The organism is Sporosarcina soli, assembly GCF_042655805.1.
GTDB lineage: Bacteria > Bacillota > Bacilli > Bacillales_A > Planococcaceae > Sporosarcina > Sporosarcina soli.
This window is the reverse complement of sequence record NZ_JBHSNO010000005.1, coordinates 1-15,130: the sequence shown is the minus strand read 5'-3', so window position 1 is coordinate 15,130 and position 15,130 is coordinate 1. Positions and strand designations below refer to the sequence as shown.

Annotated in this window: 15 protein-coding genes; 10 read left to right on the top strand and 5 right to left on the bottom strand. The window is 40.8% G+C overall.

The window, feature by feature from the left end:
- The first annotated feature begins 117 nt into the window (after window positions 1–117).
- A complete protein-coding gene (locus ACFPRA_RS04400; RefSeq protein ID WP_381431127.1) occupies window positions 118–1,440 on the top strand; it encodes a gluconate:H+ symporter in 1,323 nt (440 codons plus the stop codon).
- Between the two features lie 284 nt (window positions 1,441–1,724).
- Here the strand turns inward: ACFPRA_RS04400 and ACFPRA_RS04395 are convergent, their stop codons facing one another.
- Both ACFPRA_RS04395 and ACFPRA_RS04390 read right to left on the bottom strand, forming a co-directional pair.
- A complete protein-coding gene (locus ACFPRA_RS04395) occupies window positions 1,725–2,594 on the bottom strand; it encodes a DUF4349 domain-containing protein (protein ID WP_381431125.1) in 870 nt (289 codons plus the stop codon).
- Window positions 2,595–2,718: 124 nt separating this feature from the next.
- Window positions 2,719–3,591: a LysR family transcriptional regulator gene (locus tag ACFPRA_RS04390; RefSeq protein WP_381431123.1), complete on the bottom strand. Its 873-nt coding sequence runs from the start codon at window positions 3,589–3,591 to the stop codon at window positions 2,719–2,721.
- Between the two features lie 118 nt (window positions 3,592–3,709).
- Here ACFPRA_RS04390 and ACFPRA_RS04385 point away from each other — a divergent pair, with 118 nt between their 5' ends.
- Window positions 3,710–4,420 carry a YczE/YyaS/YitT family protein gene (locus ACFPRA_RS04385; RefSeq protein ID WP_381431121.1) on the top strand — a complete coding sequence of 237 codons (711 nt, stop codon included), beginning with the start codon at window positions 3,710–3,712 and terminating at the stop codon, window positions 4,418–4,420.
- A 101-nt stretch (window positions 4,421–4,521) separates the two neighbouring features.
- Here the strand turns inward: ACFPRA_RS04385 and ACFPRA_RS04380 are convergent, their stop codons facing one another.
- The gene (locus ACFPRA_RS04380) at window positions 4,522–5,700 is read right to left on the bottom strand and encodes a DHH family phosphoesterase (RefSeq protein ID WP_381431119.1); all 1,179 of its coding nucleotides are present in this window, start codon (window positions 5,698–5,700) and stop codon (window positions 4,522–4,524) included.
- A gap of 256 nt (window positions 5,701–5,956) precedes the next feature.
- On the opposite strand from ACFPRA_RS04380, the gene uvsE reads away from it, so the two are divergent.
- From uvsE to ACFPRA_RS04355, 5 genes are all read left to right on the top strand, one after another.
- The gene (gene uvsE / locus ACFPRA_RS04375; RefSeq protein ID WP_381431117.1) at window positions 5,957–6,919 is read left to right on the top strand and encodes a UV DNA damage repair endonuclease UvsE; all 963 of its coding nucleotides are present in this window, start codon (window positions 5,957–5,959) and stop codon (window positions 6,917–6,919) included.
- Between the two features lie 241 nt (window positions 6,920–7,160).
- Entirely contained in the window at window positions 7,161–8,570 is a 1,410-nt protein-coding gene (locus ACFPRA_RS04370) for a SulP family inorganic anion transporter (RefSeq protein ID WP_381431115.1), read from the top strand.
- A 14-nt stretch (window positions 8,571–8,584) separates the two neighbouring features.
- Window positions 8,585–8,998 (top strand): universal stress protein, encoded by a 414-nt coding sequence (locus ACFPRA_RS04365; RefSeq protein ID WP_381431113.1) that lies wholly within the window; start codon window positions 8,585–8,587, stop codon window positions 8,996–8,998.
- A gap of 240 nt (window positions 8,999–9,238) precedes the next feature.
- Entirely contained in the window at window positions 9,239–9,694 is a 456-nt protein-coding gene (locus tag ACFPRA_RS04360; RefSeq protein ID WP_381431111.1) for a PaaI family thioesterase, read from the top strand.
- A gap of 372 nt (window positions 9,695–10,066) precedes the next feature.
- Entirely contained in the window at window positions 10,067–10,795 is a 729-nt protein-coding gene (locus ACFPRA_RS04355; RefSeq protein ID WP_381431109.1) for an SDR family oxidoreductase, read from the top strand.
- A gap of 277 nt (window positions 10,796–11,072) precedes the next feature.
- On the opposite strand, the gene ACFPRA_RS04350 is transcribed toward ACFPRA_RS04355, so the two are convergent.
- Window positions 11,073–12,050 carry a glycerophosphodiester phosphodiesterase family protein gene (locus ACFPRA_RS04350; RefSeq protein WP_381431107.1) on the bottom strand — a complete coding sequence of 326 codons (978 nt, stop codon included), beginning with the start codon at window positions 12,048–12,050 and terminating at the stop codon, window positions 11,073–11,075.
- Between the two features lie 386 nt (window positions 12,051–12,436).
- On the opposite strand from ACFPRA_RS04350, the gene ACFPRA_RS04345 reads away from it, so the two are divergent.
- Window positions 12,437–12,886, top strand: coding sequence for a CoxG family protein (locus tag ACFPRA_RS04345; protein ID WP_381431105.1), 450 nt, complete (start codon window positions 12,437–12,439; stop codon window positions 12,884–12,886).
- Window positions 12,887–13,163: 277 nt separating this feature from the next.
- On the opposite strand, the gene ACFPRA_RS04340 is transcribed toward ACFPRA_RS04345, so the two are convergent.
- Window positions 13,164–13,529, bottom strand: coding sequence for an SLAP domain-containing protein (locus ACFPRA_RS04340; protein WP_381431102.1), 366 nt, complete (start codon window positions 13,527–13,529; stop codon window positions 13,164–13,166).
- Between the two features lie 194 nt (window positions 13,530–13,723).
- Between ACFPRA_RS04340 and ACFPRA_RS04335 the strand changes: the two genes are divergently transcribed.
- Together ACFPRA_RS04335 and ACFPRA_RS04330 are read left to right on the top strand one after the other, a co-directional pair.
- Window positions 13,724–14,359: a hypothetical protein gene (locus ACFPRA_RS04335; protein ID WP_381431101.1), complete on the top strand. Its 636-nt coding sequence runs from the start codon at window positions 13,724–13,726 to the stop codon at window positions 14,357–14,359.
- Between the two features lie 333 nt (window positions 14,360–14,692).
- On the top strand, window positions 14,693–15,055 hold the full coding sequence (locus ACFPRA_RS04330) for a hypothetical protein (protein WP_381431099.1): 363 nt from the start codon (window positions 14,693–14,695) through the stop codon (window positions 15,053–15,055).
- The last annotated feature ends 75 nt before the right edge of the window (window positions 15,056–15,130 follow it).

Genomic DNA, 15,130 nt, shown 5'->3' with positions numbered 1-15,130 from the left:
CTCTCTCAGTGCTCATCTGTACGAGTTTCGACAAACGGACAGATTAGAAATTTGGAGATCTTAAAGGGGATAGTATAGTCTTAAATATTTTAGAAAAAACTGGAATGGGGTGGGAGAATGCCACTTATAGCATTGGCTGTTGGGATCATCATATTATTTATATTGATCATAGTTTTTAAACTTAATGCATTTCTGTCTCTAATGATATCAGCAATATTTGTAGGGCTGTTCCAAGGAATGGAACCAATAGAAATTGTCAAATCCATAGAATCTGGTTTGGGAGGTACGCTAGGACATTTAGCTATTATTATTGGTTTGGGTGCTATTTTGGGAAAATTAATATCTGAAGGTGGTGGAGCTAACAGAATTGCAACGACTCTCATTAAAGTTTTTGGTGAAAAAAGAGTGGATTGGGCAATTTGCTTAGCATCATTTCTTTTGGGAATCATTTTATTCTATGAAGTTAGTTACATTCTAATCATTCCAATCGTATATACAGTTGTAATTGAAGCAAAAGTCAAGCTGTTGAAAGTGGGTCTCCCATTTCTGGCTGCCATATCCATAACGCATGTCTTTTTACCTCCGCATCCAGGTCCAACTGCTATTTCAGCCGTTTTTGGAGCAAACTTAGGCGTTGTTCTAGGGTATGGCTTGGTTCTTGCGATTCCAGCTGCTATTATTTTTGGACCGCTGTTTTCTAAGTTGTATAAAAACTGGGATATCGAAATTCCAACCCATTTAGTATCAAAGAAAGAATTCAATATGGATGAAGTTCCGTCATTTGCAACTTCTCTTTTTACGGCTTTGTCACCCGTTATTTTGATTTTAATAGGGGTAATTGCAGAGTTTTCATTTCCCCAAACCTCTATAACTCATAAAACGCTAACTTTTATTGGTAATGCTGATATGGCTTTGCTTATATCGGTTTTTATCGCAATATATGTCTTTGGCTTGCACAAAAAAAGAAAGACAATGTCTCAATTAATGAAAATTGCCGAAGATGCACTGATCTCCATGGGAGGGATAATATTTATCCTTGGTGGTGGAGGTGCATTTAAACAAGTGATCCTTGATAGTGGAATGGCAAATTACATTGCTGATTTTACAAGTGGGTGGGATATTTCTCCCTTTATATTAGCATGGATTATTGCCGCTATCATACGACTAGCCGTGGGGTCTGCAACGGTAACAGTTTTAACTACTGCAGGAATTATGTTGCCAATTGTTGCAACGACTGGCATAAGCGCTGAATTAATGGTACTAGCAATTGGAAGCGCTTCTATAGCCTGGGCACCACCAAGTGATGTATCTTTCTGGATGACAAAAGAATATTTTAACTTGACGATTGTACAAACAGTTAAAACCGTGTGTTTCATGTATACCCTTGTCGCTATTTATGGATTACTTGGGGTTCTAGCATTGAACATGTTAATTGGTTAATTGATAAAAGCTCTTTTAACGTTAGAGATTTTGCTACTGTACTTAATAGATCTGAACGGTGCAGTGTTCGGAAAGTGAATGACATTAAATGGCGCCTTTCATTTCTCTGCTAAAATCTTGACTTAGGGATATAACCGAAATTTCAAGTATTTTTATGCTAAGTAGTTTTACATAGATTACAAAGGCACGCGTGTAAGGGGACCATACATAACACCGTTCAAAAATTCAAGAATGGTGTTATGTGTGGTCTGATTTATGTTTAGGCAATTGTATTGTTATGACCTTCACATATTCGGTTTCTTTCTGTTCATGATGATGTACACTCCAATTCCGACGAGCAAGAGAAGGGCAATCACCGGCAAGTTTCCAATGATGAACACAATCAACCCAGAACCTGAAGCTAGGATGAAGTTCGTGCTTGTTGCTAGTTGCTTTTTCGTTTTCCCCCATGTATCCAAGTTTTTACTGTCTACTGCCGGAACAACTACCCGATCTTCAAACATGGAGATATCGATCGTGGAATAAGCGGTTTGGTTTTCAAGATAATTCATCTTGCCGACAATCACTTCAATTTCTTCTTGGACGGTCGCTAAATCTGATGATATTTTCAGTAAATCCTCCGTCTTTTCTGCCTCGCCCATGAACGTAAGAAGTCGTTCTTCTACGGCACGCTTCGATTTTACTCTCGATTGCAAATCCACATATTGCTCGGTTACATCTTGGCCCGTTACATTGCGCACTAGCACCTCTGCAGATTGCTTTTCAGCATCTGTTAAAATCGCTTGGAAATGATTTTCCGGAATGCGGATGATCATCATCCCATTGACGCTGTCAGCCGATTCCTTATATACATTGGATTCAACGATGTAACCTCCGTAGTCAGCCACCTTTTTTTCAAGCTGAAGCATGGCAGTTTCTAATTCTTTTACTTTGACCTGCAATTGCGCTTGGTGGATAATCATGCGATCTGTTGTGCTTTCTATCGGTTGTACCTCTTGCGCAGTATCCACAATTGAATGATCCGTTGCACTTTCTACGGCAATGTCATTTGAAACTGCCATAGATTCCTCTTTCACGATATCTTTCGAGCTATTGGAACTGCAAGCTACTAATAGAAAACATAGAAATAGAATGAAAACGAATTTGCTTTTCATAATCACGGCCCCTCTCTTTCTTAACCAGTTAGACGGAATGTTTAGAAAAAAGTTACGGTTTTGGAGGGGACATAAAAATACCAAGCATGTATTCACGCTTGGCACTGTAATTCATTTTTTTCAATCAGATCATTACCCAAAACTGTGAGACAGCTTTTGAAATGCGCTCGTCTTTTAATTTTACCATGACAGGTTCTACACTAACGTCAAATTGTTTCAGTTCCAAAAGCATTGTATTTCCTAAAAAAGGTGGGGTATAGTCCATTCTTGGAATAACGGATATGCCTAATTCTCTACTGACAAGTGCGACGATCATCGGGATATCTTTACACTCCATAATGATGTTTGGCTTCACATGGTGTTCATCAAATGTTTTGAGAAGATTTTCATGGAAGGAGTGTCCTTCCAGTGCTCCTAACAGTATGAATGGAAACTGAGCGATCTGTTCAATGGTCGCGTGCTGTGACGGAAAAGAGGAGGACCAACTTGTCGGGATGAGCACGACATAGGGTTGTCTTTTTAGGATCTTCATATCGTAGTGCTCACTCTTACTTGTACGTATCAGTAAGGCAATATCAATTTCCCTTTCTTCAAGCCGTTTCAATAATTCCTCCGAGTTGCCGCTTATAATACTGATTTTGACGTTTGGAAATTGGGCTCGATACGCACTGATATATTCAATGAGCATATTCGAACAAGCAGATGAAACACCAATGCGCACTGTTCCGGCAGCACCTTGTTCAATTTCTTGAATTTGCTGTTTTACATCTTGCATTCGGAATAACATTTGGGTGGCATATTGGTATAACAGTTCCCCGGTTTCTGTCAGCTCCCATTTTTGACGATAACGATGAATTAGAGTCGTGCCAAGCTCTGTCTCAAGCTTTTTTAACAATTGACTAAGCGGCGGCTGTGCGATATGAAGCACTTCTGCCGCTTTTGAAATACTACCCTGTTTCACAATTTCCTTGAAGTAATGCAATTGTCGAATATCCATTTCACATCTCCATCATATGTTTTTTAATATGATTAGTTTACCATATATATATTTTTCGTATAACTCATTTGATGTTACGATATATAAGTAGACTTAATCAAAGAAAGTGAAGGATGTTATGAATCATAAAAAGACAATAACGAAGCGACTCTTTGTGTACATTTTCGGCTTATTTGCTTTATCACTTGGTGTTAGCTTGTCAATTCAAGCAGGACTTGGCGTGTCGCCCGTGTCTTCCCTTGCTTATGCCTTTTCGTTAACAGCGGGATTATCCATCGGGATCACAACAGTGCTTGCAAATGTTTTATTTATCATTTGTCAAGCTATTATAAATAAGCACGTTGAAGTGAAAGAATTTTTTCTTCAATTATTGATTGCGTTTTTATTTGGCTTCTTTATGGATGCTACGCTGTTCCTTGCACAACTTCTCCCGACACCTGGAACACTCATTGTTCGTTGTTTGTATTTGGTGATTAGTTTATTTGTTGCATCGTTTGGTGTACTCCATTATTTTTCGGCAAAACTTCCGTTAATGCCTTACGATGCATTAACATACGCGGTTAGTGAACGCTTTAAGCTGAAGTTTGGTAAAGCGAAAATTACAGGCGATTTTATCAATGTCAGTGTGGCTGGTGCGGTTTGTTTACTTTTCATTCACTCATTTGGCTCCATTGGAATTGGGACTATCATTGCTGCCTATTTTATCGGAAAAATAGCGGGCTGGATGATGGTGCACTACCAACAACCTCTGCAACAACGAATCTTCCAAACGCAAAATCAAACCTCCAGTAGTAAAATCCGTAAAAGTGAAGAAAGCTTAGTAAGATAAATGCCAATCACGGACCACTCTTTTCCCAACTAGTTAGATGTGATTTTTTGGGAAAATGGGAGACGTAAAAATACCTAGCGTGTACCCACGCTAGGCATATTTCAATCTTTCCTTATTTGTTCCACCAAATAATTAACAAACGCATCATCGCGTACAAGCCATGCTTCGTAGTTTCGTTTTAGGAAACTTTCCCCATCCTCAAAACTGTTGAAAGTCTGTTCTAAATTTTGGTTGTTCTGTTCAATCGCCCACACTTGTTCGTTTACGGGATAGAGGAGGAAGAGCTCTTCCATCCGATTTTTATACAGGGAACCGAACGAGGAACGTTTCAAATTATAGCGGTTTCGTCGCGCATCTTCCCTTAACGGTTCCAAGGGGAACGTATCTACGACAAATTGTTGGTAAGCCTCATTCGTTAATGAGCAGCCAGATGCTTTTGCGTGACCGCCTCCACCGAATTGACCGGCTACTTCAGATACGTCAATATGATCATGGATGGTGCGAAAACCGACTCGCTTCCCACCGATATTGAGGATCGCGATATAATCCAAATGCGGACAATCCTTGCCCAATTCATTGCCGAGTTCTGAGTGATAGGATTCTGCATACACGACACCGGCAAAATGGTCGCCCGCTTGCGTTTGGACAAGTTCACGCCTTTTCCGACGAATATAGCGTTCGATTTTATTTTCTTCCATATCTAATATTTTCTTTTCAAATTCGTCAAAGTGAAAATGCTCGCTTGCTTGCAGTCGGCTGATCATTTTTTCTTCAAATTCCTCAATGGGGACTAAGAAAAAGAGCGCATTGAGCCGCTGCGCATGCTGATTGTCATTTTTCTCCCATTCCCATGTATCATATTGCCTGACGAGCTCGACAAATTCGGCGACAGCGTCTGATGGTTCCATGAGCTGATGAGTCACCAAATATTCATACAAAAGGGAAGTTGCAGAAGTCAATTTTCCTTCATCGTCTTCCACCACGACCTGTCCCCACTTGTAATTATTGAAGTGCAACGCAGTCTTATGATGATCCAGCAACTGCACTTTTCCACCTGCTTGAAAAAACGCATCCAGCCTCTTCTCATTGTCCTCACTTACCGACAAATCCGTAATGAACAAAAAAGTATCTTGATCATCATTCTCCAAAAACCATTCCACTTCCCGATCCAGACCAGAAACCGAATTATAGCGCACTTTGACCTGTTTCCCAAAAGCGAGCTTCGCCAAAATTCCGCATCCTACTCCATCCAAATCATTATGGGACAATAATTTATACATAACGTTCACTCCTCGGAAAATAGTATGGTCTAATTGGGTGAGGAACAGTCGCTTACCACAAAATCTCAGTTCTAAATTGTCATGGCAACCGGCACCTTTTGTGATAGCACAGTATATTTGTCTGGACGGGGGTGAGACTACATATGTCCATCACTCGTTTTACGTTTAGTTGTTCTATAATTTTGTCTAGACGTCCAGACATTTTCATGCACCTTTACCAAGGTCTTTTCAAATCATAGATAAGATGAGGTGGAATATGACGATTGTACGACTCGGTTATGTGGCGATGAGTATGGAACTAAAAAATGCCTCACCATCCAAAACCATGACGTTTACTCAGTTCCAGAAAATCGGGGATCGGGTAGCAGCAATTCGCAAATTGGAACGGATTGCACTGGAGAATTTGGAAAATACCCATAGGATACTAAAACATAATATCTTTAATGATATCCATTTTTATCGCTTCACATCACGACTGATTCCATTAGCCAACCATGAAGAACTTTCTGATTGGGATTTTTTGCAGCCGTTAAAAGGGAAATTAGATGAAATAGGGCAGTTTGTAAGAAACCATAATATGAGAGTCGATTTTCACCCTGACCATTTTGTCGTTTTGAATTCCCCGAAAAGAGATGTATTGATAAATTCAGTAAAGAATTTAAAGATGCATTATTTGCTATTAAAAGCAATGAATATAGATGTCACACATCGCTGTGTGCTCCATATTGGCGGCAACTATAAAGAAACTGAAAAATCATTAGAGCGTTTTGTTGTGAATTGGAATCATGTTCCATTGCCCATTCAACAGATGATTATGCTGGAGAATGATGACACGTCATTTACACTTGAGGACACGCTATATCTAAGCGAGAAACTAGGGATTCCGCTTGTATTTGATTATCATCATCATCTGGCTAATCACCGTAATGAAAAGTGGGAAGATAAATGGGACCGAGTGGTGGCGACATGGAAGGACTCACCTCTTCCAATCAAAATGCATATCTCTAGTCCGAAAAGTGAGGACAAATTTCGTCATCATTCGGATTATGTGGATGTAGACATGTTTTTCCGGTTCTTAAACGAGATTAAAGGTTCAATTCCGCAAATTGATTGTATGATCGAGGCTAAACAGAAGGACGAAGCACTTTTCACCTTAATCAAAAAAATTAAAGAAAGGGAGGGCGTAGAGATGATAGATGGTTCGTCTTTTTATGTCTAGAAGACAAACTCGATACGATGCATCTTTATGTTAACGATCATAATAGCGTACGAAGAAAGGTGCCAGGTTCCAAATCAATTTTGAATTGCTTTGGAATCTGGCACTTTACTTTTTGAAACGGTACTTGCCATCTTGCCTATCCATTCTGCTATAATTGGAACGAATTATACACATTCTTACCTACATCTGTCGTAGGTATATATCGTTTAGACAACTGAGAATAAAGAGGGGAGAACAAGAATTGCATACTTTAAAACAACAATGGTTCGGAAATGTGCGTGCCGATATTCTTGCGGGAATCGTAGTTGGACTTGCGCTCATTCCTGAGGCGTTGGCTTTTGCGTTTATCGTAGGAGTGGACCCACGTGTCGCGCTATATGCTTCGTTTACGATTGCTGTCATCACTTCATTTGTCGGAGGGCGTCCGGGTCTGATTTCAGCGGCAACCGGCGCAATGGCTTTAGTCCTCGTCAATTTGATGGCGGATCATGGCTTGCAGTACGTACTGGCGGCCACTGTTTTGACAGGCATCATTCAACTGATTCTCGGGGGACTTGGGGTGGCGAACTTGATGCGTTTCATTCCGAACTCCGTCATGCTGGGATTTGTGAATGCACTCGGCATTATGATATTCATCACCCAACTTCCTTACTTAAAAGGGAGCAATGCAATGACGTATCTATTCGCGATTGCTACATTGGTGTTGGTGTATGTCGTGCCACGCTTTTTCACAGCAATCCCTGCACCGCTTATCGCGATTGTTGTTATGACGGGCATCGCATTGATGAGTGGTGTATCGCTCCAAACAATCGGTGATTTAGGGAAGATGCCGAGCTCACTCCCAACATTTTTCCTTCCGGATATCCCACTCAACTTTGAAACACTGAAAATCATCTTCCCTTATTCATTGGCTTTATCCATTGTCGGTTTATTGGAATCGTTGCTGACTTCACAAGTGTTGGATGATATGACGGATACGCCGAGCGATAAAAATAAAGAGGCGCGCGGGCAAGGGATTGCAAACTTTATCACAGGTTTTTTCGGCGGGATGGCAGGATGTGCATTAATTGGCCAATCGATCATCAACATGAAATCAGGTGGTCGTGGACGCCTATCCACATTCACAGCGGGCGTCTTCCTTATGTTTTTGATCATTGTTTTGGGCGATGTCGTCGTCAAAATTCCGATGCCTGTCCTGGCAGGCGTCATGATTATGGTCGCCATGACGACATTCAATTGGAGTTCGTTCAAGTTCCTGAAACAAGCTCCAAAAACGGAGTCTCTTGTTATGTTGATCACCGTAGCCATCATTTTATATACGCATAATCTCGCAATCGGTGTTGTTGTTGGTGTTGTCTTAAGTTCATTGTTTTTCGTCGCTACTATTTCTCGGGTGACTGTGACGCGGCAGAGGGGCATATATAAAATAAATGGACCGTTATTTTTCGCATCCACTACGAAATTCATCCAGTCATTTAGTGATGTAAAAGAAAAGGAAATCGTGATCGACTTCGAAGATAGCCAGCTTTGGGATGAATCTTCTGTTGGAGCAATCGTGAAGGTCAAGCAGAAGCTTGAGGAAGAGGGCGTGAGGGTAACAATCCGAGGGCTGAATTCTTCCAGTGAACAACTATACGAGAAGTTACTATAGAGGAGGGAATTTTCATGAAGATTGCTGTAGCCATCGACGGATCGGAAAATGCGCTGCGCGCTGCAAGACATGCCATCACACTAGCTCAACACTTTCCAGGAGCACAATTGGAGATCATCTATGTGGCAGATTCCAATAAAGCGAAAGACGAACGGCTTTTAGCGCAAAACGAGGAAAGTCTTCTGCTGAAGCGACAGCAAAAAATAGATCCTGTTCTGGAACTGGCCCATCATGCTGGCGTAAAAGCGAAAATGACGCTACTAAAAGGGAACCCGAGCCAAGAAATTATAAAATTCGTGAACGACGCAGCGATGGATCAACTCGTCATCGGCAGCCGGGGCCTAAACGCTTTCCAAGAAATGGTACTTGGCAGCGTCAGCCATAAAGTCATGAAGCATGTCAACTGCCCGGTGACGGTTGTTAAATAAGAATGGCGCCATTGTCAAAGTACCTAGGCACGAAATTATTCTGAGCACAGGTACCGACAAATATTTGGATAATGACAAAGACTAACCGACGTCCGTTTGATCACAAAATGGACGTCGGTTTTTTTGGATCGCAAAAACACTGACATCCAAATACTGAAAAACTTGTGAATTGTTCAAAAAAGCATTACGATAATTACGTGCATCGTTTTTATATTGAAATATAAAAAGGGGGAAATGATGATGAAAGTGGTTATCGATGAAAGTGAATTACATCAGCAACATAAAGAAGTTATCATACAAGCATTGAAAAAAGACGCGTATGCAAACCATTTAGGTATTCAATTAATCGAGGTTGGCGAAGGAACAGCAATTGCAGAGTTAAATGCCGAAGCCTATATGTTAAATGCACACGGAACACTTCACGGTGCTGTGACCTTTGCAATTGCCGACTATGTATTCGCAGCAGCTTGCAATTCCTACGGTCGAACAGCTGTTGCGTTGACCAATACGATCAATTATATGGCAGCTGGCAAAGAAGGAGCACTTATTCGAGCCACAGCCGAGGAAGTAAAGAAAAATTATCGAACAGCTTGGTATACGATTAAAGTTGAAAGCGATGGAGAGCTAATTGCTACAATGGATGCGACAGCGTATCGATTAGGCCATTATTTTGTACCGGTAGAGGAAGAAATTTGATGTCGGGTTCTAGGTTCTAGAACAATTAATTAAGGTAGGCCCCGTTGAGAGCAATCACTTCGGGTCTTTTTAACTTGATTCAGCAGAAGTCCCCTACTTCCATAAGTGGCGGGATGAAAGCCAGAAGGTATTTCAATCAGAGGGAGTCCAAACTCCCTGCTGATTCAAGTTAAGCCTCGGGCGGATGTCACAGATTTTGAAGGGAGTGAATTTTATCTAAGTGCCTTAATTTCTGCAAAAAGCTCAGAAATACGGCAAATCGAACCCTTCGCTGTTCGATTCGCAATTCAAAATCTGGACGTAATTACGCCGAGGCGTAATTGATTGTGAAGGATCTTTGTAGTAATAAAAGACTAGAAGGGTTGGGCGCATATGTTCAATGTCGAAGGGAAAGTTGTTATTTTAACTGGAGCTTCCAGTGGAATTGGTGAATCTACAGCTAAGGAGCTTGCCAATCAGGGAGCTAGGGTAGTTCTTGCAGCAAGACGTGAAGAACGTTTGAAAGCGCTCGATGCAAGTATCGAAAAGCAGGGTGGCATTTCTATATATAAAGTAACAAATGTTGCTGTTCAAGAGGAGATGGAAGATCTGGCACGTTTTACCATAGAAAAGTTTGGGCAAATTGATGTGCTGATTAACAATGCAGGTCTCATGCCGCTATCTTTTTTAAGCGAAAAGAAAATTTCTGAATGGGATCAAATGATCGATGTCAATATCAAAGGTGTACTTTACGGAATTGGTGCTGTTCTTCCTTATATGCGAGAGCGAAAAAAAGGGCATATTATCAATATATCTTCTGTTGCCGGACATATAGTTGAACCAGCTGCGGCTGTGTATTCCGGAACGAAATTTGCTGTTCGGGCGATTACGGAAGGTCTACGAATTGAAGAGGCAAGAAATAATATACGCGCTACCATTATTTCACCTGGAGCGATAAATACAGAGCTCGTACAAACCATTTCTAATGAAAAATTAAGACAAAATGTAGAAAAACTGTATCAAACCGCTATTCCAGCAAAAGTAATCGCTGATACAATTCTGCACGCAATTGCTCAACCGGATTACGCCTCCGTTAATGAAATTATTGTTAGACCGACATGAATACGGTCAATAACTGTTCCCCTTCACGAATGTACATAGCCCAGTTGCGGTATAATACAAGTTGGCGAATCTATTAGACTATGTCTTCGGGAATGGATAGTAGTAAATTCACTTAAGGCTTAATTCGAACCAAATTGATAATAACAAAAAAGTAGTAAAATGTATGGGCTTTTATTAGGGGGCCAGTGCACAAACGGTTGAAAAAGTACCAAGTTACAAAACATTTCAGGATTGTTTTGTGACCTGGTACATTTTACAGACGGAGGCACTAAAATGATTATTCTTTTATAATAGGAGCAATGACATCGATACGATTAGTCCAGATACCGCCGCTATAATTTGGAGAAAGGCGTTCTAAATCTTGTTTGTTATCAAAGCCTTCTGACCACCCGCCGTTACCCGCCACAAGAATTACACGCGTGTTTACGCTATCCATACGATTCAAAAATTTAGTAGGGAATCCCCACAACAAAGGTGCGTATTTTTCTGGAATGTGCAACTGTGTATTCTCACATGCAGACGGCATAACACCTATCCATCCAATTCCTAAGTAAGGAAGCAAGCAACTCTTTAACGTTTCCATTGACATGACCTTAAGGCTGGGTAGTTGTTTTTTCAATGAACGGATAGGTTTATCGTCACCATATACTGTTAATTGATTTAAGCGTTGTTTAGGAAGTTTCAAAAGATATTCTGCCAGTTGAATGCCTTCCGCAGGGTCGGCACTTTTTATGTGAATTAGAAATGACTCTTCCGGGAAATAGTTCAACACTTCATCTAACGAGGGCATCAAGCCTATACCTTTTCCGCGAAAAGGATACGTTTTTCCATTATCAGCAGTATACCCATAGCCAATATCCATTTTCTTTAGTTCAGCCAGTGAATAGTCTTTCACCATCCCTTTTGCATCTGTTCTGCAATCTAGGGTCCAGTCATGAAAAACAGCAAATTGCCCATCTTTAGTAGGCTTGATATCCAATTCTACAATGTCTGCACCTGCTATAAATGCGGCCTCCATCGAAGGAATTGTATTTTCTAAGTATGGATGTTCAGGTTCGTAAATTCTTTCTGCCGTACAAGTATCACCAGTGATTCCTTCCATTGGAAAAGTTTGTGCCAACCCCCTATGTGCTAACAATAAAGGCGGTTCGTCTCTCACTTTAGTCAACAAGGAACTATTATTTAGATACATGAAGGCTACCAATACGAATAAAACCATGAAAAGCCTTTTAATAGTTCGTTTAAATCTCTTCATATTCCCTCCAATTAGTATTTATACAACTGATTTTCAACTGTTTAGAAGCACAAAATACTAACCCAAAATTTGATTGAAATCGTTCACTTTCATCGTATCAAATTTTAAAAAGTGGTTAAAGGTTTATCCCGATGACCAATCGCAACTAAACTTGGAATTACTCCATGTTCAGAATTCCGAAAATACTTATGATATTCGTGGTACTAAATATAAAAAAAGATGAAGTCAGATCACGACAAAGCTGACTTCATGAATGTATATAATGGGCAGTTGCTGTATAATACTAGTTGAAGAATCTATCTCCATTCAGCAAGAATGATAGTATCCAATTTCTTTGAAGCTTAATTCGAACCAAATTGAAAATAAAAAAGAAAGTAGTGAAACGTATGGCAATCGCAACACATTCTGTAAACATTCCAGCATCGGTAGAGAACGTATGGGCATATGTGAGTCAAATTGAAAACTGGGCAACACTGGTTCCAGCTTATAAGGAGCATGAACAAATCGACGAACAAAAGTCGGTTTGGACATTTGAAGGGGAATTCAAGGGCCTAAAAAAGACTGTGAAAATGGAATTGGATATTACTGAATTTCAAGCACCCTCGACGATCCGTTTCGAATTGAAAGGGTTAACGGATAATTTCACGGGTAGCGGACAGTTTACTGCCGAGGAATCAGCAGAGCATACAACGATGACAGGAACGGTTGAAGTCAATGCGGGTGGCTTATCCGGTGCTGTATTATCACCTGTTCTGAAAATGGTGTTGCCAAAAGTGACAACACGCTTAACAGAGAAAATTGCGCGTCAAATTAAACAGGACAAGGTGCTTGTGTAACTTGATTCAGCAGAAGTCTCCTACTTCCATAAGTTTCGGGATGAATGCCAGAATGCATTTTAATCAGAGGGAGTCCAAACTCCCTGCTGATTCAAGTTAAGCCTCCGGCGGATGTCACAGATTTTGAAAGGAGTTAATTGAGCTTTGCTCAATTCAAAATCTGGACGCAATCACGCCGAGGCGTGATTGATTCCTCAGCGCATCTTAAACGAATAAAAGAGTGCCTGCCAGCCATACGGTTTCTAGCTGTATGGTGGCAGGCACTTTTTCTATTTTCTTAAATCCCAATCATGAATTGAGGATCATCCGTTGTTTCATTCGCTTTGGAAAAGATGAACGTCCATGGCATGGAGGTATTGCCGGCAATTTCAAAAGGCAAGCTAAACTTAGCATTGGCCAGTTGTTTGCCTTGTTCATAGTAAGCAATGGCTGTATTGTGCAAACGAAGAGGCGTCTCTTCACAATTGTGAATGAGCACGGTAATTAGCTGTTCATCTTTATAATTGCGAGCATTCCATAAAAATGAAAAATGGACGCCGCTATCCAGTTGTTTTGTTTGTTGCTGAAAAAGAGTCATCATCTTTTCACGATCAGCAGGGGCAATGGTTCGGTCCCATGCAGGTTCAAAATAGAGCTTTTGCATCTCTCTGCCTCCTCTGAATCTGTCTGTGCGTTTATCATAGCATAATTGTTTAAAGCAAAAAAAGTACTGGGATACTCACATGGTTTAGATTTATATAAGCACCAACAGGAAAGGACATTTTTGCATGCTGTCGAATATGTCGTTATGGTCGAAAATAAGCCAGAAACTCAGTCAACATGAACGGAGGTAATACGATGAGTATGCATATAGAAGAAGAGCGCCGAATGGCAATTAGAATGCCGGAAATCCGGAAAAAGGAATTGAGGTCAAAACTGACAGCTGCGGAGCAGAACGAGCTAAATAAGATGTTGACCATCAAGATGGAAAGATACCCGAATAGCAAAGAGCAGCAGTACGCCGAAAATGTCAGATTGAATGCCATCAAAAACATGACATTCAAAGACGTCACACGCAAAGAGTCGCTCTTTCAAAAGCTATTCAAACAGGAAAACTTGAAGGAGTACAGAATTCAAATCCTGGACGAGGAAGAGGATTTTGCTACATACACCTTCCATTTCACATTAGGCCTTGAAATTCGGCAATTGATGGAAGACGTAGGACTCGGGCTTGATTGGCCGAACATGTTGCCCGTGGACGATGCCATGTGTTATACGGATCCACTGGATGAGGAAGACAAGGAATGGTTTGAAGCTTTCCCAGACCCCGCTTGGTGTTTCTCCAAACTGCAAGAGGCTCAAGAACTTGAGGGAAAAGCCGCTACCCATGGGGAGGAGATGGTCTCGGTGATTCAATGGCTGAAGACGCATTGGGAAAACGGGTACCAAATCTATGCTGACATTGATCCAATGGAAGATGATGAGTGGGATTGATGCTTGGAAAAGGTAGGTCATCTCGTTGATAGGATGCCTTGTTTATATTCGCGCGGAACCCTGTTTTTCCTCTGAATTAAACGATTAGTAGAATAGCTCTAAGGTGAATAATAGAGTGCCTGTCGGCCATACGGTTTATATCTGTATGATTGGCAAGCACTCTTTTGTTTTTTTATTGATTAGGAACTTTATTACCTAAGAGAATAAAAATAATTGTCATGGGGTTGTCCACTTTTTCGAATGGTTGGTCTATATAAAGGGTGAAGGCAACGTTCGTCTAGGCAAAAGGCGTCGTGCACACTTCCAAAAGACACTACTAAAGGGGGATCTTTGATGCATTTATTAATAAAAGAATCACCGCTTCAAGTGCTACCATCCCTTGTGATGCAAGTGGGGTTGAACGAGGCGATATTACTCCAACAATTACATTTTCGATCGCTCATCTCGACGCATGTTCGGGATGGGCATAAGTGGGTTTACAAAACATACGACGAATGGAAAAACGAAGAATTTCCGTTTTGGTCGGTCGATACGATTAAAAGAGCGATTCGTCGACTGGAAGAGAATGGCTATATCATTTCGACCGCTTCGTATAATCGGATGAAAATGGACAAGACGAAATGGTACCGAATCAATTATGAGAGGCTACAATTTCCGACGGGGCAACTTGCCCCTAGCGATAACCAAAAAGAATAAAAGAATTAAAACATACTAAGATTAGTAGTGCAAACCAAGGCATTGGTTCGCACTACTATTTTTTATATAGTAAAG